General features: G+C 52.6%; 16 protein-coding genes. 12 read left to right on the forward strand and 4 right to left on the reverse strand.

The genetic code is table 11. From position 1 onward, the window contains the following. The first annotated feature begins 208 nt into the window (after positions 1-208). The 12 genes from KO503_RS16955 to KO503_RS17010 all read left to right on the forward strand — a co-directional run bounded on the left by KO503_RS16955 (position 209) and on the right by KO503_RS17010 (position 9,794). Positions 209-373, forward strand: a complete 165-nt coding sequence (locus tag KO503_RS16955; protein WP_215992741.1) for a hemin uptake protein HemP — start codon at positions 209-211, stop codon at positions 371-373. Between the two features lie 373 nt (positions 374-746). Next, positions 747-2,756 (forward strand): TonB-dependent receptor domain-containing protein, encoded by a 2,010-nt coding sequence (locus KO503_RS16960; protein WP_215992742.1) that lies wholly within the window; start codon positions 747-749, stop codon positions 2,754-2,756. A 94-nt stretch (positions 2,757-2,850) separates the two neighbouring features. After that, positions 2,851-3,906 (forward strand): hemin-degrading factor, encoded by a 1,056-nt coding sequence (locus KO503_RS16965; RefSeq protein WP_215992743.1) that lies wholly within the window; start codon positions 2,851-2,853, stop codon positions 3,904-3,906. Continuing rightward, entirely contained in the window at positions 3,903-4,763 is an 861-nt protein-coding gene (locus KO503_RS16970; RefSeq protein ID WP_215992744.1) for a heme/hemin ABC transporter substrate-binding protein, read from the forward strand. The genes KO503_RS16965 and KO503_RS16970 overlap by 4 nt, the downstream gene beginning before the upstream one ends. 4 nt (positions 4,764-4,767) lie before the next feature. Beyond that, positions 4,768-5,871, forward strand: a complete 1,104-nt coding sequence (locus tag KO503_RS16975; protein ID WP_215992745.1) for a FecCD family ABC transporter permease — start codon at positions 4,768-4,770, stop codon at positions 5,869-5,871. Between the two features lie 2 nt (positions 5,872-5,873). Next, positions 5,874-6,683 carry a heme ABC transporter ATP-binding protein gene (locus KO503_RS16980; protein WP_215992746.1) on the forward strand — a complete coding sequence of 270 codons (810 nt, stop codon included), beginning with the start codon at positions 5,874-5,876 and terminating at the stop codon, positions 6,681-6,683. A gap of 22 nt (positions 6,684-6,705) precedes the next feature. Next, positions 6,706-7,107, forward strand: coding sequence for a bleomycin resistance protein (locus tag KO503_RS16985; RefSeq protein ID WP_215992747.1), 402 nt, complete (start codon positions 6,706-6,708; stop codon positions 7,105-7,107). Positions 7,108-7,117: 10 nt separating this feature from the next. After that, complete coding sequence (locus KO503_RS16990; protein ID WP_215992748.1) at positions 7,118-7,531, forward strand: hypothetical protein; 414 nt, start codon at positions 7,118-7,120, stop codon at positions 7,529-7,531. Further along, positions 7,528-8,142 carry a MotA/TolQ/ExbB proton channel family protein gene (locus KO503_RS16995; protein ID WP_215992749.1) on the forward strand — a complete coding sequence of 205 codons (615 nt, stop codon included), beginning with the start codon at positions 7,528-7,530 and terminating at the stop codon, positions 8,140-8,142. The genes KO503_RS16990 and KO503_RS16995 overlap by 4 nt, the downstream gene beginning before the upstream one ends. Continuing rightward, positions 8,129-8,512 (forward strand): biopolymer transporter ExbD, encoded by a 384-nt coding sequence (locus tag KO503_RS17000; RefSeq protein ID WP_215992750.1) that lies wholly within the window; start codon positions 8,129-8,131, stop codon positions 8,510-8,512. Before KO503_RS16995 ends, KO503_RS17000 begins: the two co-directional genes overlap by 14 nt. 2 nt (positions 8,513-8,514) lie before the next feature. Continuing rightward, entirely contained in the window at positions 8,515-8,922 is a 408-nt protein-coding gene (locus KO503_RS17005; protein ID WP_215992751.1) for an ExbD/TolR family protein, read from the forward strand. Next, positions 8,919-9,794, forward strand: a complete 876-nt coding sequence (locus KO503_RS17010; protein WP_215992752.1) for a TonB family protein — start codon at positions 8,919-8,921, stop codon at positions 9,792-9,794. The genes KO503_RS17005 and KO503_RS17010 overlap by 4 nt, the downstream gene beginning before the upstream one ends. Positions 9,795-9,928: 134 nt before the next feature. Here KO503_RS17010 and KO503_RS17015 read toward each other — a convergent pair whose 3' ends face one another. The 4 genes from KO503_RS17015 to KO503_RS17030 form a co-directional block, all read right to left on the reverse strand. After that, positions 9,929-10,549 (reverse strand): glutathione S-transferase family protein, encoded by a 621-nt coding sequence (locus KO503_RS17015; protein ID WP_215992753.1) that lies wholly within the window; start codon positions 10,547-10,549, stop codon positions 9,929-9,931. Between the two features lie 44 nt (positions 10,550-10,593). Continuing rightward, a complete protein-coding gene (locus tag KO503_RS17020; RefSeq protein ID WP_215992754.1) occupies positions 10,594-11,223 on the reverse strand; it encodes a glutathione S-transferase family protein in 630 nt (209 codons plus the stop codon). Positions 11,224-11,400: 177 nt separating this feature from the next. Beyond that, positions 11,401-12,390: an ABC transporter substrate-binding protein gene (locus tag KO503_RS17025; RefSeq protein WP_252731158.1), complete on the reverse strand. Its 990-nt coding sequence runs from the start codon at positions 12,388-12,390 to the stop codon at positions 11,401-11,403. A 56-nt stretch (positions 12,391-12,446) separates the two neighbouring features. Next, positions 12,447-12,971 carry a redoxin family protein gene (locus tag KO503_RS17030; protein WP_215992755.1) on the reverse strand — a complete coding sequence of 175 codons (525 nt, stop codon included), beginning with the start codon at positions 12,969-12,971 and terminating at the stop codon, positions 12,447-12,449. Positions 12,972-13,033: the final 62 nt, after the last annotated feature.

Genomic DNA, 13,033 nt, shown 5'->3' on the forward strand with positions numbered 1-13,033 from the left:
ATTAGGTCCTAGCCAACCCAAATGGAGAGCCCAGACCACAACATAGCAGGAGAAATGTAATGGTCTGCCGCACACGGACAAGCCTCATTGAAAGCCAACAAAAAGCATACCCGCTGAACAAGACCCAAACCTTGTTGCATAATGGCGGTATTCTTAGGGAAATTGCTGATCGTGTTTTGTTCAAGTTTGGAACCGAGGAGCGTTCAATATGACTAATGTTGCAATTCCGATAAGCTCTAAAGAGATATCCCGCCCCAAAACATATGACGCGCAGGATCTAATGCCTGATGGACAGCCTGCGTGTATTGTCCTCGGCGATCAATCCTATTTTTTACGAATAACGCGGGCGGGCAAGCTCATTCTCACCAAATAGAATGCACCCCGACAGCAAGTGCCAAACGTCAAATGGAAAAGCGGCCTTTCTTGCGAAAACGGTATGGTTCGGGTCACATTTTTGGCCCAGATTAAGGGATGCCAAAGGCAAGGTTCGTGATACATGGCGGTCAACTGTTAGGTTGGCCGCCAGTATTCGTTGCGACGGTATTAGATGTGGATTTCAAGCACATCTCCGCAACGCACGGAATTTTTTTACTGTTAAATGATGTCCAAGACCTGCGACTGCAAGCGGGGTGAAGATGTGAATGATTAATTCTTGACAAAAATAATAAGGTTAAGGTAGTTGGTCCACAAATGACGCAAGCTCCCTCCCTTGGTAGCCAGCTAAAGGAATAACCAAGGGGACAACCATGAGAACTCAAACAAGCTTGCGTGCGCTTATGACAGCCGTCGCTGTTGCGCCGGCATTGGCGGGGGCAACTTTCGCCCAAGACATCGATACCACAGATTTTGGCGACTACATCGGCGCAGTGACATTGGGGGAAAGCCGCAGGGGCATTCAGACCGAAACGGCAACATCCGAAACCGTTATTTCACAAGAAGAACTCGATGCGCGTCAGGCCTCGACCTTAGCTGAACTGCTCGGCACAATTCCGGGGGTGACGCTTTCAAACTCTGCTACGCCTCAGGGGTCATCTATCAACATTCGCGGCCTTGGCGCGGACGCAGGCACATACGGATCGAACACCAAAGTGGCTGTTGTGATCGATGGTGTCGCAAAAGGCCAAGAAGAGATCTATCGCCAAGGCAGTATTTTGACGATGGAGCCAGAGTTGTTCAAAACAGTCAAAGTGATACGTGGGCCTGGCGAAAGCTTCCGTTTCTCGGGAGGGGCGATTGGCGGTACTGTCGAAGCTGTCACCAAAGATGCGTCTGACTTTTTAGAAGATGACGACACATTTTCAGTCCGCCAAAAACTGGCTTATGAAAGCAATGGCGATGGATTTCTGACCAGCTCAATCGTGGCTTGGGCCCCAGATGACAAATTCGAAGTGCTTGGATTCTACGGGTACCGGTCCAATGACGATTACACTGACGGGGCGGGCACGACACAAGTTGATACGGCTTATGAAATGCCGTCAGCGATGCTCAAGCTCAAATACAGCGCCTCCGAGGCATTAAGCTTTACTGCATCCGTGTCGAAAACCAACAATCGTTTAGAAGATGTGAGCTATGATTATATTGGCTCCTTGTTTGACGCGCGTGTGGATGCGGATATTGAAGACACCACAGCCTATGCGCAGGTGCAATATAATCCGCTCGACAATGATCTTGTGAACTTGACCGCTAAACTCACATATTCTGACGAATTGATTTCGAATATTTCAGATACGACATCTTCGACAATCTACAATGCAGACAACAGAACCGAACGATTGTCTTTAAGTTTTGAAAACGAAGCAATTTTCGCGACAGGAAGCGCGGATCATACCGTACTAGTCGGTGCCGAAGTAGGTAAGCGTACGCGTTCTTCCATCAGTCACACCGGTTCCAATGCGGGTTCGTCACCGGGTGGAACAGATGAATTTATTGCAGTCTACGCGTCAGATGAAATCGTTATGGGCAACCTCACGCTGACGCCTCAATTGCGCTTTGAGAAACAGAAAATCACTTCTGAAGGCAATGACACAATCGCCGATGGCACGTCATATGAAAAAGACTTGACCGTAGGTGCTTTGTCTTCGCGTTACAGGCTTGGTGAAAACTTCGCCGTGTTTGGTACGCTTGCGTATAACGAAAACATGCCGATTATTGATGACCTGTCCAACGCCTTTATCGAGACGTCTGAAAAAGCGACAACGGTTGAATTTGGTGTCTCTTATGATGCTGTCGATGTGTTCAAATCTGGTGACAGTGTGAAAGCCAAATTGACGGGCTTCAAAACACAAATTTGGGACAACACGACCTATTCTGATTCAACAGGTTCATACGAAGATATCGAGTTGCAGGGTGTCGAATTTGAAGCCTCATACGCCACTGCGGCGTTCTATATGGATTTCAATGCTTCTCGTATTCGCGGCGAATGGGTCACGGGAGAGTATTTCAACAATACGCCAAGTGACACAGCGCAGCTCACGCTTGGCAAACATTTCCTGAATGACCAGTTGGATTTGGCTGTTGAAGTGTTGCACGGGTGGTCGAATGATCGCACGACCAGCACCTCAGGGGCCACTGCTGCCAGTGACAGTTACACAGTTGCAGGTCTGACGGCGGCCTATATTCCAGACAGCGGTTTGACGCAGGGTGTGGAGTTCCGCGCATCGCTCGATAACGTCTTCGACCTTGATTACCAACCCTATCTCAGCAGTCGATCTGCGCCTGGCCGCAATCTGACGCTTTCGATCACCAAGACATTCTAATCTTGGTGCTGGCGATGCGGCGTACCCTCGTGCGCAGCATCGCCCTTTCCCCCCTTTTGTGTTTCCACGCAATTCAAGCCAACAGGACATTGCTATGACAACGCCTCTTTCCGCCATTGATATTCGCCAAGCCAAATCCGATGCCACGATGCGAGATCGTGATCTCGCGCAAAGCTTGGGTATTTCCGAAGCCCAATTGGTTGCTGCTTTTGTTGGTCAGCATGACGGTCAAAGTGTGACCCGTATCGCTCATCTCCCCGATGAGGTGATGCCAATGATCACATCTTTGGGCGAAGTCATGGCGCTCACGCGCAACGAGTCTTGCGTGCATGAACGGGTTGGTACATTTGAGAAATACTCCTCTGGTCAACACGCCTCTATGGTGCTGGGCTCCGATATCGACACTCGTATTTTCCCCAAACACTGGAGTTTTGGTTTCGCTGTTGAGACACAAACCGAAAAAGGCCTGCGCAAATCTTTGCAGTTCTTTGATGCCTCAGGTGATGCGCTGCAAAAAATTTACATGCGTGAGACGTCAAACCACGACGCCTGGGCACCGCTTGTTGCAGCTCTGAAACTCGATGACACCAGCGACAGCTTAGAGGTTGCGCCGCGCAAGCCCGTTGAAGGCGCGCAAGGCAGTGCGGATAAACGCGATGCCTTGCTTGAAGCATGGGCGACGATGACCGACACGCATCAATTTAATCGCATCACACGCAATCTTGGCATGAACCGCCTTGGGGCATACCGCCTTGTGTCAGGTGAAAAATGGGTACGCCCAGTGGCCAAGGACAGCTCTGCTGCCTTTTTGAATGCTGTCTCTGAGGCGCGTCAAAAGGTGATCTTGTTTGTTGGCAATCTCGGTAATATTCAAATCCATTGGGGCACGCTTGATACCATCAAGCCAATGGGGCCGTGGCTTAATGTGCTTGATCCGAAATTCAATCTGCACCTGCGCGATGATCATGTCGCCGAGGCTTATGTCGTTGAAAAACCGACCAAACGTGGCCCTGCGTTGTCATTCGAGGCCTTCGATGCTGCTGGAAACCTGATTTTTCAATGCTTTGGTCAAAAGACCGAAGAGGGGGATGCAGCGCGTTGGGCTAATATTTTGGCCTCATTGAACACAGAAGAAGAGGCCTTGGCATGAAGTATTTCCTTGCAGCGATGGTTGTCGCCTTTCCAATAATGGCACTGGCCGAAAGTTATCCTGATGCCAGATCTATCGTTTCCATCGGCGGCCCCGTTACTGAAGTGATTTACGCCCTTGGGGCAGGGGGCCGCATCGTGGCTCGCGATACCACATCGCATTTCCCAAGCGCGGTAGAATCCCTGCCTGACGTTGGATATATGCGCCAATTGTCAGCAGAAGGCGTGCTGTCGGTCAGCCCTGATCTTATTGTCACACGGGACACAGCAGGTCCGCCTGAGACTTTAGATCAATTGCGCGCCGCCAACGTGCCGCTGGTCGAGGTTCACGATGCTTTCACAAAAGAAAGCGTTTTGACTTCGGTCGAAATTATCGGCGAAGCCCTTGGCAAGCAAGATTCTGCGGCACAGTTATACAAACAGATCGAAGGGGCATTCATCGCGCTTGAAGCAGAGGTCGCGCAACAAGAAACAGCCCCGCGTGTATTGTTTATTCTATCCAATCAAGGTGGACGGTTGAATGTTGCTGGGCGCGGCACGGGCGCGCATGGCATGATCACGCTTGCGGGCGGTGAGAACGTCATGGGCGAGGCGTTTGAAGGTTACAAAATCATGAGCGATGAAGCCTTGATCGAGGCCGCACCAGATGTCGTTTTGATGATGACAGGACGCGAAGATCATGCAGGCCGTAAAGAGGACATCTTTGCACTCCCGTCCTTGGCGCATAGTCCTGCTGCGTTGAATGATGCTTTCATCACCATCGACCCAGCGGCTCTTGGTTTTGGCCCTCGCACCGCTCAATTCGCAAGAACGCTCAATGCGGATCTTGCGGTTGTGACGACAGCAAAGGCGCAGTAATCCGATGGCATTCGTATCTCTTCCCGCGGTTAAACGCACCTTGATCACTCTGCGCGCGCCCGCACAGCAGGGGGATCGCACGGCAAAATCATTTGCCCTACAGGCTGGCTTATCGGTCCTTTTGCTGTTGATGATGCTGCTCAGTTTGGGCTGGGGTGCTGCGTCTGATACGGATGTCTTAGGCGCAATTGGCGCGAAATTTGGGGTTGGTTCCGCAAGCGCGCGCGACATGTCTATCGTTTGGGATATCCGCATGCCCAGAATGCTGACCGCCACTGTGGTCGGTGCCGCACTGGCTGTGTCTGGTGCCGTGATGCAAGGTCTATTTCGCAATCCACTGGCTGATCCCGGCTTGGTCGGCATCAGCGCTGGCGCGGGATTCGGCGCAGTTGTCGCCATCGTTTTGGGTGGATTTTTGCCTGTGGCATTGCTCGGTCTTGTTGGGCCTTACCTCATCCCCTTGGCGGCATTCTTTGGTGGTTGGGCGTCTACATTAATTCTGTATCGCATTGCGACCCGTGGCGGGCGGACATCCGTGATTACGATGTTGCTTGCAGGCATCGCGCTTGGCGCGCTTACGGGCGCGGCCACTGGTTTTTTGGTCTACCGCGCCGACGATGATCAACTGCGTGATCTGACCTTTTGGGGCATGGGATCGGTTGCTGGTGCGTCTTGGTTTAAATTCATGACAGCAGGCCCGATTATCATTTTGGCGCTGGTGGCAACGCCGTTTTTAGCCCGCGCCCTTGATGCCTTGGCGCTGGGCGAACCGGTTGCGGAACATATGGGCATTGATGTTCAGCGGATGAAACGCATCTCCATCTTAAGTGTGGCAGCTTCGGTTGGTGCATCGGTCGCCATCACGGGGGGCATAGGGTTTGTGGGCATTGTTGTGCCGCATCTTTTGCGTCTCTTTCAAGGGCCTGTGCACCGTTTGCTTTTGCCAAACGCGGCGCTCTTGGGGGCTGTGTTTCTTTTGATTGCGGACATGCTGAGCCGTGTTGTTGTCGCGCCCGCAGAACTGCCTGTTGGTATCGTGACGGCCACAGTTGGCGGGCCTTTCTTTTTGTGGATCTTGCTGAAAAACCGCGCAATGTTGGACGTTTAACAATGCTAAAAGCCAAAAATATCACGGTCACATTTGGCCAGCGGCAAGTGCTGCAAGGCGTTGATTTCGAAGCGCGTCCAGGTGAATTAACTGCAATCGTTGGGCCCAATGGCTCTGGTAAAACCACGCTGTTGAAAGCCATCACAGGCGAAGTTCCATCGACAGGTGATGCGCTTTTGGATGGGCATTTGCTGTCGGATATGTCGCCTGTTGAACGCGCCACGCGCAGGGCGGTGCTGCCACAGTCAGGATCAGTCGCCTTTCCATTCACTGTGCTGGAATTGGTGCGCCTTGGTCTGACCAGTGGTCGTGGCACCGATAGCCTAACTGCCATGGAGGCGCTGCCGCACAAAGCTTTGGCGCGTGTTGGTCTGCGTGGGTTTGAAGGGCGGTTTGTACAAGATTTGTCTGGCGGAGAACGTCAGCGTGTCCAGTTGGCGCGTGTTCTTGTGCAAATTTGGGACCCTGTGTTGGATGGTTCTCCGCGCTGGCTTTTACTTGATGAACCTGTGTCTGCGCTCGATATCGGACACCAATTGGTGGTGATGGAAATCGCACGTGACTTTGCGCAAGCAGGTGGTGGGGTGATTGCTGTCATGCATGATCTCAATTTAACATCCATGTTTGCCCACAAAGTGGTCTTGCTCAACGAAGGCAAAGTGCAAAGCACAGGCACGCCGCAACATGTTCTGACGAATGAGAACTTGTCGACGTGTTATGGCTGCGCCGTACGTACCAATACCCCGCCACCCTTGGGGGGGCCATGGATACTGCCTCAAGCGGCATCTTGTGCTGCAGGTTTTGCAGAATGAGCCGTTATATGGGGAACATCCGATGACAGATTTAACCGTTATTCCAGTCCTGAGATCAAGTGACCTGAATAAGACGTCGGCCTTTTATACGGACCAACTCGGATTTACGCCGGAACGCGTTATGCCAGAGTATCTCATTATGCGCCGAGATCAGATCGAGCTGCATTTTTGCCTACCTGACCATGCGCAATCTTATGCCGCCAACGGCAGGGGGCCATTGGACACCGAAGCGCGCTGCTACATTCGTGGTGCAGGCATTGATGCGCTGCATGACGAATTCGCAGCGCGCAAGGTAGCGGGGTTTCGCGGGTTTGTTCAAACCCCATGGAACATGTTTGAATTTTATGTGTCGGACCCGTCTGGCATTTTGCTTGTCTTTGGCCGCTCCGCCACCGAAGGGCCTGTGCCCACTTCTCTTTCATGATGGAGTTTTCATGACCCAGACCTCAAATATTATACACGCGACCTTACTTGCGCTTGTTCTGTCATCCGCTCCTGCTTTTGCCGCACAGCCTGCTGTGGTCGATTTGAACAGCATCGCACAAACTGACAAGGCGTGCCGCCTGACCTTTACGGTGACAGCCGATCAAGGCCTGTCCGAGCTGCAAACCCAAACGGTGCTGTTTGATCAAGACGGTGCGGTGCAGACCTTTACCTTGTTTGATTTTGGTGCGGTGCCGTCTCAGGGGGTGCGTGTGCGTCAATTTGATATGCCACAGACCCAATGCGACGACATAAAAATGGTGCTGTTCAACGAGGTGTCCATTTGTACCACGACGGATGGGGCCGCTTGCACCGTTCTGCCGACGTTTTCGTCGCGTGTTGATACCATGGAGGTTCAGCAATGATTACGCTTGCTCAAGACCGTCTGTTTGAAATCATCGCTTTGGGGGGGGCGGTTGTGGCGATCTTACTGGGGTTTTCCGTGATCGCCTTGGCCTGTATTTTATGGAAATTCAGTGTGTTTGCTGTGGAAGGTATTGGGCCACGTGTGAGCCGTGGTTTTGCACGATCCATTCTGACACAGATCGCCGAGGCAAAAGCAAATGGAGTCACAGAAGAGGCTCTGCGCGCACGCGCCGCCGCGAGGTTGGAACGGGATTTTCAGCGGGCAGGCTCAGGTTTGCGCCTGTTAGATGTGATCTCGCAGGTCGCCCCGTTGCTGGGTCTGTTTGGCACGGTTTTGGGCATGATCGACGCCTTTCGCACGCTCCAAGAGGCGGGCGGCACAGCAGACCCCGCTGTTTTGGCAGGCGGGATTTGGGTGGCCTTGGTGACCACCGCCGCAGGGCTGATCGTGGCCATGCCTGCGTCTATGGCGCTGTCGTGGTTTGATGGCCGCTTGGAACGTTTCGAGCTTGTGGTTCGGGATGCGCTGGAAGAAATTCTATCCCCTCAGGTCTTTGCGCAAGGCGCTGTGGGGGCAATCCCAGCGCGAGGTGAATATGCCCCAGCGTAGTACCAAACGGCGCGGGCGGCTGTCTTTGACCTCTCTTATTGATGTCATTTTTCTGCTTTTACTGTTTTTCATGCTGTCCTCGACGTTTTCGAAGTTCGGGGACATTGAATTGACGGTGGCAGGCGGGTCAGCCCGCACGGACTTCAATGATACCGCTCTTGTTTTTGCCCGTCTCACGGCAGATGGGCTGAAAATCAATGGTCAGACAACGACGTTGGACGCCTTGCCTACCGCTATCGACCCTTTGCGGCGCAATGGGGATGTGCGTTTACTTCTATCGATTGGCCAAGACGCGCAGGCGCAGGGATTGGTCGACACTTTGCAAGTTTTTAACACTTTACCCGATGTAAAATTTGCCGTTTTGGAGTGATCATGAGCTTTGTCGTAAAACGCCGAGGTAGCGGTAGTGAGCCAACTTTACCTTTGATCAACATCGTATTTTTGATGCTGATATTTTTCCTTGTGGCCGCGCAGGTTGCCCGCCCTTTGGATGCGGACCTGTCGTTGGTTCAGATGGACGATCCAAATGTGATCCCGCCGAGTGACGCGTTGGTTTTGCACAAAGACGGCAGGCTGACGTGGCTCGGATCAACAGTGACGATAGACGAAGGATTGGACGCGATACGTGACATGCAAAAAGATGTCGACGATGCAGGGCAGTTGCGCATTATGCCTGATCGCGATGCGCCTGCGCTTGAATTGTTAAAAATCGCTCGCGCGGCCCATACCATGTCACAGACACAAAAGGTTATGATTCTGACCGAAAAGAGTTTGCCATGAGACCCTACTGGTTCCCTGCTGCGCTTGGGCTGTCAATCACACTGCACGTATTCGGCGCAGGCTGGGGGCAAAGCGCACCATCGCCCGTGCTTGAGGGCGCAGAGGTTTCAGGTGCGGTGGCGCTTGGGTTGGGGTTCGAGGATTTGGTCAAAGCCAGTGCTGGTGCCAAAGCGACCTCGGCGCCCATCACAGAACCTGTCACACCCGATGCGGTCGTGGCTGCGGCCACTCCAACAGTCGTGACTGCAAGTGCGTCTCGGGTGTCACTTCAGCCTAGCCGCACTCCGATGATGGCCGCAAAGGCGACGCCTCATGACGCATCGCACGTGGACCACAAACCAGCGCCCGCCGCAGAGCCGCGCAAGATCACGGGGCAATCTGTGACTGCGCAAACCGATGTATCAAAACCGTCAGCCACACGACCCACGCCGAGACCTGCGAAACAGAACCCCGCACCTCGCGCGCAGAAAAAAACGGAACCACGACAAGCCAAAGCAGGAAATGCGCCAGTCAGTGCACGCAAAGGACAAGCCACAGGCGCAGCGCAAGGTACAAAAGCAGAAACGTCAAAAAACGCGACAAAATCAACGGCAAAAACAGCCGGTGATGGGGCCGTGCGATCCTACAAAAGCACTGTGCTGCGCAAGATCGCGCGTGTTCCCAAGCGCTCTGCCGGTGCGCGCGGCAAGGCCATGGTTGGCATCACCATTTCCGCTTCAGGTGTCATTGCAAAAGTGGTGATCGTTACGTCTTCAGGGCATGCTGGTATTGATAAGGTTGCCATGGCACAGGTCAAACGTGCAGGACCGTTTGCGCCTCCACCCAATGGAAAATCCCTGAATGTCGTGGTGCGATTTGAGAGTGTGGCGTGAGATTCACTTTGCTCTGTGCGGCGTCTTGATAGAACTCCGAAGCTTTTAGATGCGTCACTCTATTTGATGCTGTACGTTGCGAAGGCACCTGCCATGATGCGCGTGGTATCCGTTCTATGTTAAAACGCGGCCAATCATGTCAGCGGGATCATCACGTTTTCTCGATACGTACTGCGCTCGACCAATCTGTCCCACCAGGCTTTTACATTTGGCAAATCTGGCCGCTCAAATTCCATTGTATGCCAACGATATGCTGAGCTTCCCAATGGAATGTCTGCCATACTCAGCGTTTCTCCCAAAATGAAATTTCGGGTGGCGAGGTGCTGATCCAAGATTGACCAAAACTTTGTTGCCTCATTGATGGCGGCATCGACTTTTGCCTCATCGCGCGCTTGGGCTTCGGTGCGAACAAGCTGCCAAAACAAGGCCGTCATCGGCAGGTGCATCGTCGTCAGATACCAATCCATCCACTGCCCAGCCAATGCCGTCTGTTGCGCTGATGGCAATGCCCACGGGCCAGTTACGTATTGATCACACAGATACCGCACAATGGCGTTGGATTCCCATAGTATCAATTCACCGTCGATCAAAACCGGAATGGTGCCGTTGGGGTTCATGGCGCGAAATGCATCGGTATGGTTGCCGCCAAACGGCCCACCAACATCATCGCGCGCCACATCAAGACCAAGTTCGGCGGCGCACCACATGACCTTTTGTACGTTGACCGAATTGTCACGCCCAAGAACTTTAATCATAGTCTTACCCAGTCTTTCATAACAGATATAATGAGGTTTGAAGTTTAGCCTGCGGGAATCTCTGTTGTGAAAACAGGAACATGGTAGCCTTTTTGAACCGCTTCACGCCCCAAAATACGCTGGTACCAAGCGCGAACATTCGGATAATCGGCCAAATCAATGCGGTGCCATTCATAACGCGAGACCCACGGCCAGCTGGCCATATCAGCAATGGAATAGTCACCGCAGATGTAATCTTGTTCGGCGAGCTGCTGATCGAGCACAGTGTAAAGCCGTGCGACTTCGGTCTTGAACCGGTCTTCTGCGTAGGGCGCTTTGCCAGGGTTGTTCTTGACGAAATGATGGGTTTGTCCAGCCATTGGCCCAAGCCCAGCCATTTGCCACATCAACCATTGCGTCACTTCTGCTTTGGCTTGCGGATCCGTGGGTAGGAATTTTCCGTGCTTTTCGGCAAGATATAAAAGGATCGCGCCGGATTCGAACAGGGCAAGACCGGTGTCGCGGTCTACGATCGCTGGCACCTTGTTGTTGGGATTGATCGCTAGAAACTCCGGCGTGTTCTGCGCGCCGTTGTTGATGTCGATAGGATGTACCTCATAGGGCACTGCGAGCTCCTCCAACAGGATCGAAACCTTGCGGCAGTTGGGGGTGGGCCAAGTGTAAAAATCGATCATTCGATAGGTCCTTAAATTCGTTTATTTGTCCGATGCTTCAGAAAACCGGAGTGACAAAAGCGCATCGGAACTCCCAAATTTTACCAGAGCTGCTTTAGCAGGCCTTGCGTAAAAAATGAGCCCCTCAGGAGCTTTTGGACGTCATAAATGAGTGCGCCCTTTGCCCAGTTTTTTGCGCTAACGGCCGAAAAGGTTCAATGTAGAAGCGTGGAATAATTCCTCTACGCTAAGTTTACGGGGGGACAATCCTTGTCGGTTGTGGTGACGCAAAAAAGTATCAAGGGTGTCGTGGTTGCCTTTGAGGCCATAAGACCAAAAATCTGATCCCAGCAAATCCTGTGTGGCGCGCAATTGTTCGTCTAAAAATGGTAAGGACGCCTTGGGCGTTTGCGTGTCACAAAGGTCTTGGATAGCGGTATCTTTAGCCGCATTAAAGGCGTTGAACAATGTGGCCGGTAGCCATGGGTGAGCTTTAGCGAGACTGGTGCGTAGCCCCACGATATGCATGATCGGGAAGATGCCCGTTTCGCGGTAATATTCCTGCGCCAAAGCAACTGAATCCGGGAAAAGCCTTTTCACGCCTGCATGTCCATCAACAAAGCTTGCGGGGGGTCTAGGGCCAATAAACCCATCGATGTCGCCACTTAACAACAGACTGTCCAAAGACCGATTTACGTCCGCATGAACAGCATTGACGCCCTGCGGCACCACCGATTTATCGCGCGTTGGGCCAACCTCGTTTAAATTGCCGCGCACCCAATTGATATCGGATGTTTCCACGCCGTACTCGTCTTGCAATATCGCTCGCGCCCAGACATTCGCTGTGGATTGGAACTCTGAAATGCCAATTTTGCGGCCTTTCAAATCCTGCGGTTTTTCAATACCGCTGCCCGCGCGCACATAGAATGAAGCGTGCCGAAATGCGCGCGACAAAAACACGGGAATGCCAATATAAGGCGGGTTTTCTTTGGTCAGGCTTGTGGCATAGCCAGACAATGACAGTTCGGACACGTCAAATTCGTGGTGGGTAAACGCGCGAAACATCATTTCTTCGGGCGGCAACGTCAAATAGACAGGATCGACGCCGTCGATGAGCACGGAGCCCCGCACAAGGGGCTGAACCCTGTCATAATTGCCCAACGCGATTGAAAGTTTTAGTTGACCCATATTCCTATCCTCGATTTCAAGTTCTGGGGGGGTAGCTGGACCCTATCCGGTCAGGTTTAGGCGGGTGTCTTCATGCCGCGAGCGGGATAATTGCGCTCAAGTGCGAAAGGGATTTTTTGCAAAATTTCATGCAGGTCAGGACGCCCCCAAGGCATGTTGGTGATATTTGCCAAAAAGAGCCTTCCATCAGGGCGCACGAGGAAGAATCCGGGCTCTGAGAACACGTCAGCTTCGCCTTCTCTGATGGAGGACGAGATATACAGATCCCAATCTTGGGCGACCTCTTCCGTTAATCCATACCCGATGCGCAGTTGATCAAGGGACCAGTCCTCACGGGTTTGGGTTGCGATGGTTTCATCGTTCATCGAGGCGGCTATGATGCTGACGCCAATGTCTGCATAGTCTTTCGTGAGGGTGTTCAAGGTGGTCAGAAATTTCTTACACATCGGGCAGTGCAAGCCGCGATAAAAAACGACCATCACAAAGTTCTCAGGGGTCTCTACAGCAAGATCGAAGGTCTCTCCTCCGACGATTTGCAGTTTTAAGTCTGGGACTTGTTGATCAGGTTGGGTACGTGCCATGGTTTTAGTATTCCTTAATATATAGGCTCGGCCATTGCAGTTGGGCGGCCAATTGGATGTGA

Source organism: Pacificibacter marinus, from assembly GCF_018860505.1.
Lineage (GTDB): Bacteria > Pseudomonadota > Alphaproteobacteria > Rhodobacterales > Rhodobacteraceae > Celeribacter > Celeribacter marinus_B.

Bases quoted from the DNA above. Each gene is read 5' to 3' on its own strand.
- KO503_RS16955 (WP_215992741.1), top strand. From the start codon at position 209: ATGACTAATGTTGCAATTCCGATAAGCTCTAAAGAGATATCCCGCCCC.
- KO503_RS16960 (WP_215992742.1), top strand. From the start codon at position 747: ATGAGAACTCAAACAAGCTTGCGTGCGCTTATGACAGCCGTCGCTGTT.
- KO503_RS16965 (WP_215992743.1), top strand. From the start codon at position 2,851: ATGACAACGCCTCTTTCCGCCATTGATATTCGCCAAGCCAAATCCGAT.
- KO503_RS16970 (WP_215992744.1), top strand. From the start codon at position 3,903: ATGAAGTATTTCCTTGCAGCGATGGTTGTCGCCTTTCCAATAATGGCA.
- KO503_RS16975 (WP_215992745.1), top strand. From the start codon at position 4,768: ATGGCATTCGTATCTCTTCCCGCGGTTAAACGCACCTTGATCACTCTG.
- KO503_RS16980 (WP_215992746.1), top strand. From the start codon at position 5,874: ATGCTAAAAGCCAAAAATATCACGGTCACATTTGGCCAGCGGCAAGTG.
- KO503_RS16985 (WP_215992747.1), top strand. From the start codon at position 6,706: ATGACAGATTTAACCGTTATTCCAGTCCTGAGATCAAGTGACCTGAAT.
- KO503_RS16990 (WP_215992748.1), top strand. From the start codon at position 7,118: ATGACCCAGACCTCAAATATTATACACGCGACCTTACTTGCGCTTGTT.
- KO503_RS16995 (WP_215992749.1), top strand. From the start codon at position 7,528: ATGATTACGCTTGCTCAAGACCGTCTGTTTGAAATCATCGCTTTGGGG.
- KO503_RS17000 (WP_215992750.1), top strand. From the start codon at position 8,129: ATGCCCCAGCGTAGTACCAAACGGCGCGGGCGGCTGTCTTTGACCTCT.
- KO503_RS17005 (WP_215992751.1), top strand. From the start codon at position 8,515: ATGAGCTTTGTCGTAAAACGCCGAGGTAGCGGTAGTGAGCCAACTTTA.
- KO503_RS17010 (WP_215992752.1), top strand. From the start codon at position 8,919: ATGAGACCCTACTGGTTCCCTGCTGCGCTTGGGCTGTCAATCACACTG.
- KO503_RS17015 (WP_215992753.1), bottom strand. From the start codon at position 10,549: ATGATTAAAGTTCTTGGGCGTGACAATTCGGTCAACGTACAAAAGGTC.
- KO503_RS17020 (WP_215992754.1), bottom strand. From the start codon at position 11,223: ATGATCGATTTTTACACTTGGCCCACCCCCAACTGCCGCAAGGTTTCG.
- KO503_RS17025 (WP_252731158.1), bottom strand. From the start codon at position 12,390: ATGGGTCAACTAAAACTTTCAATCGCGTTGGGCAATTATGACAGGGTT.
- KO503_RS17030 (WP_215992755.1), bottom strand. From the start codon at position 12,971: ATGGCACGTACCCAACCTGATCAACAAGTCCCAGACTTAAAACTGCAA.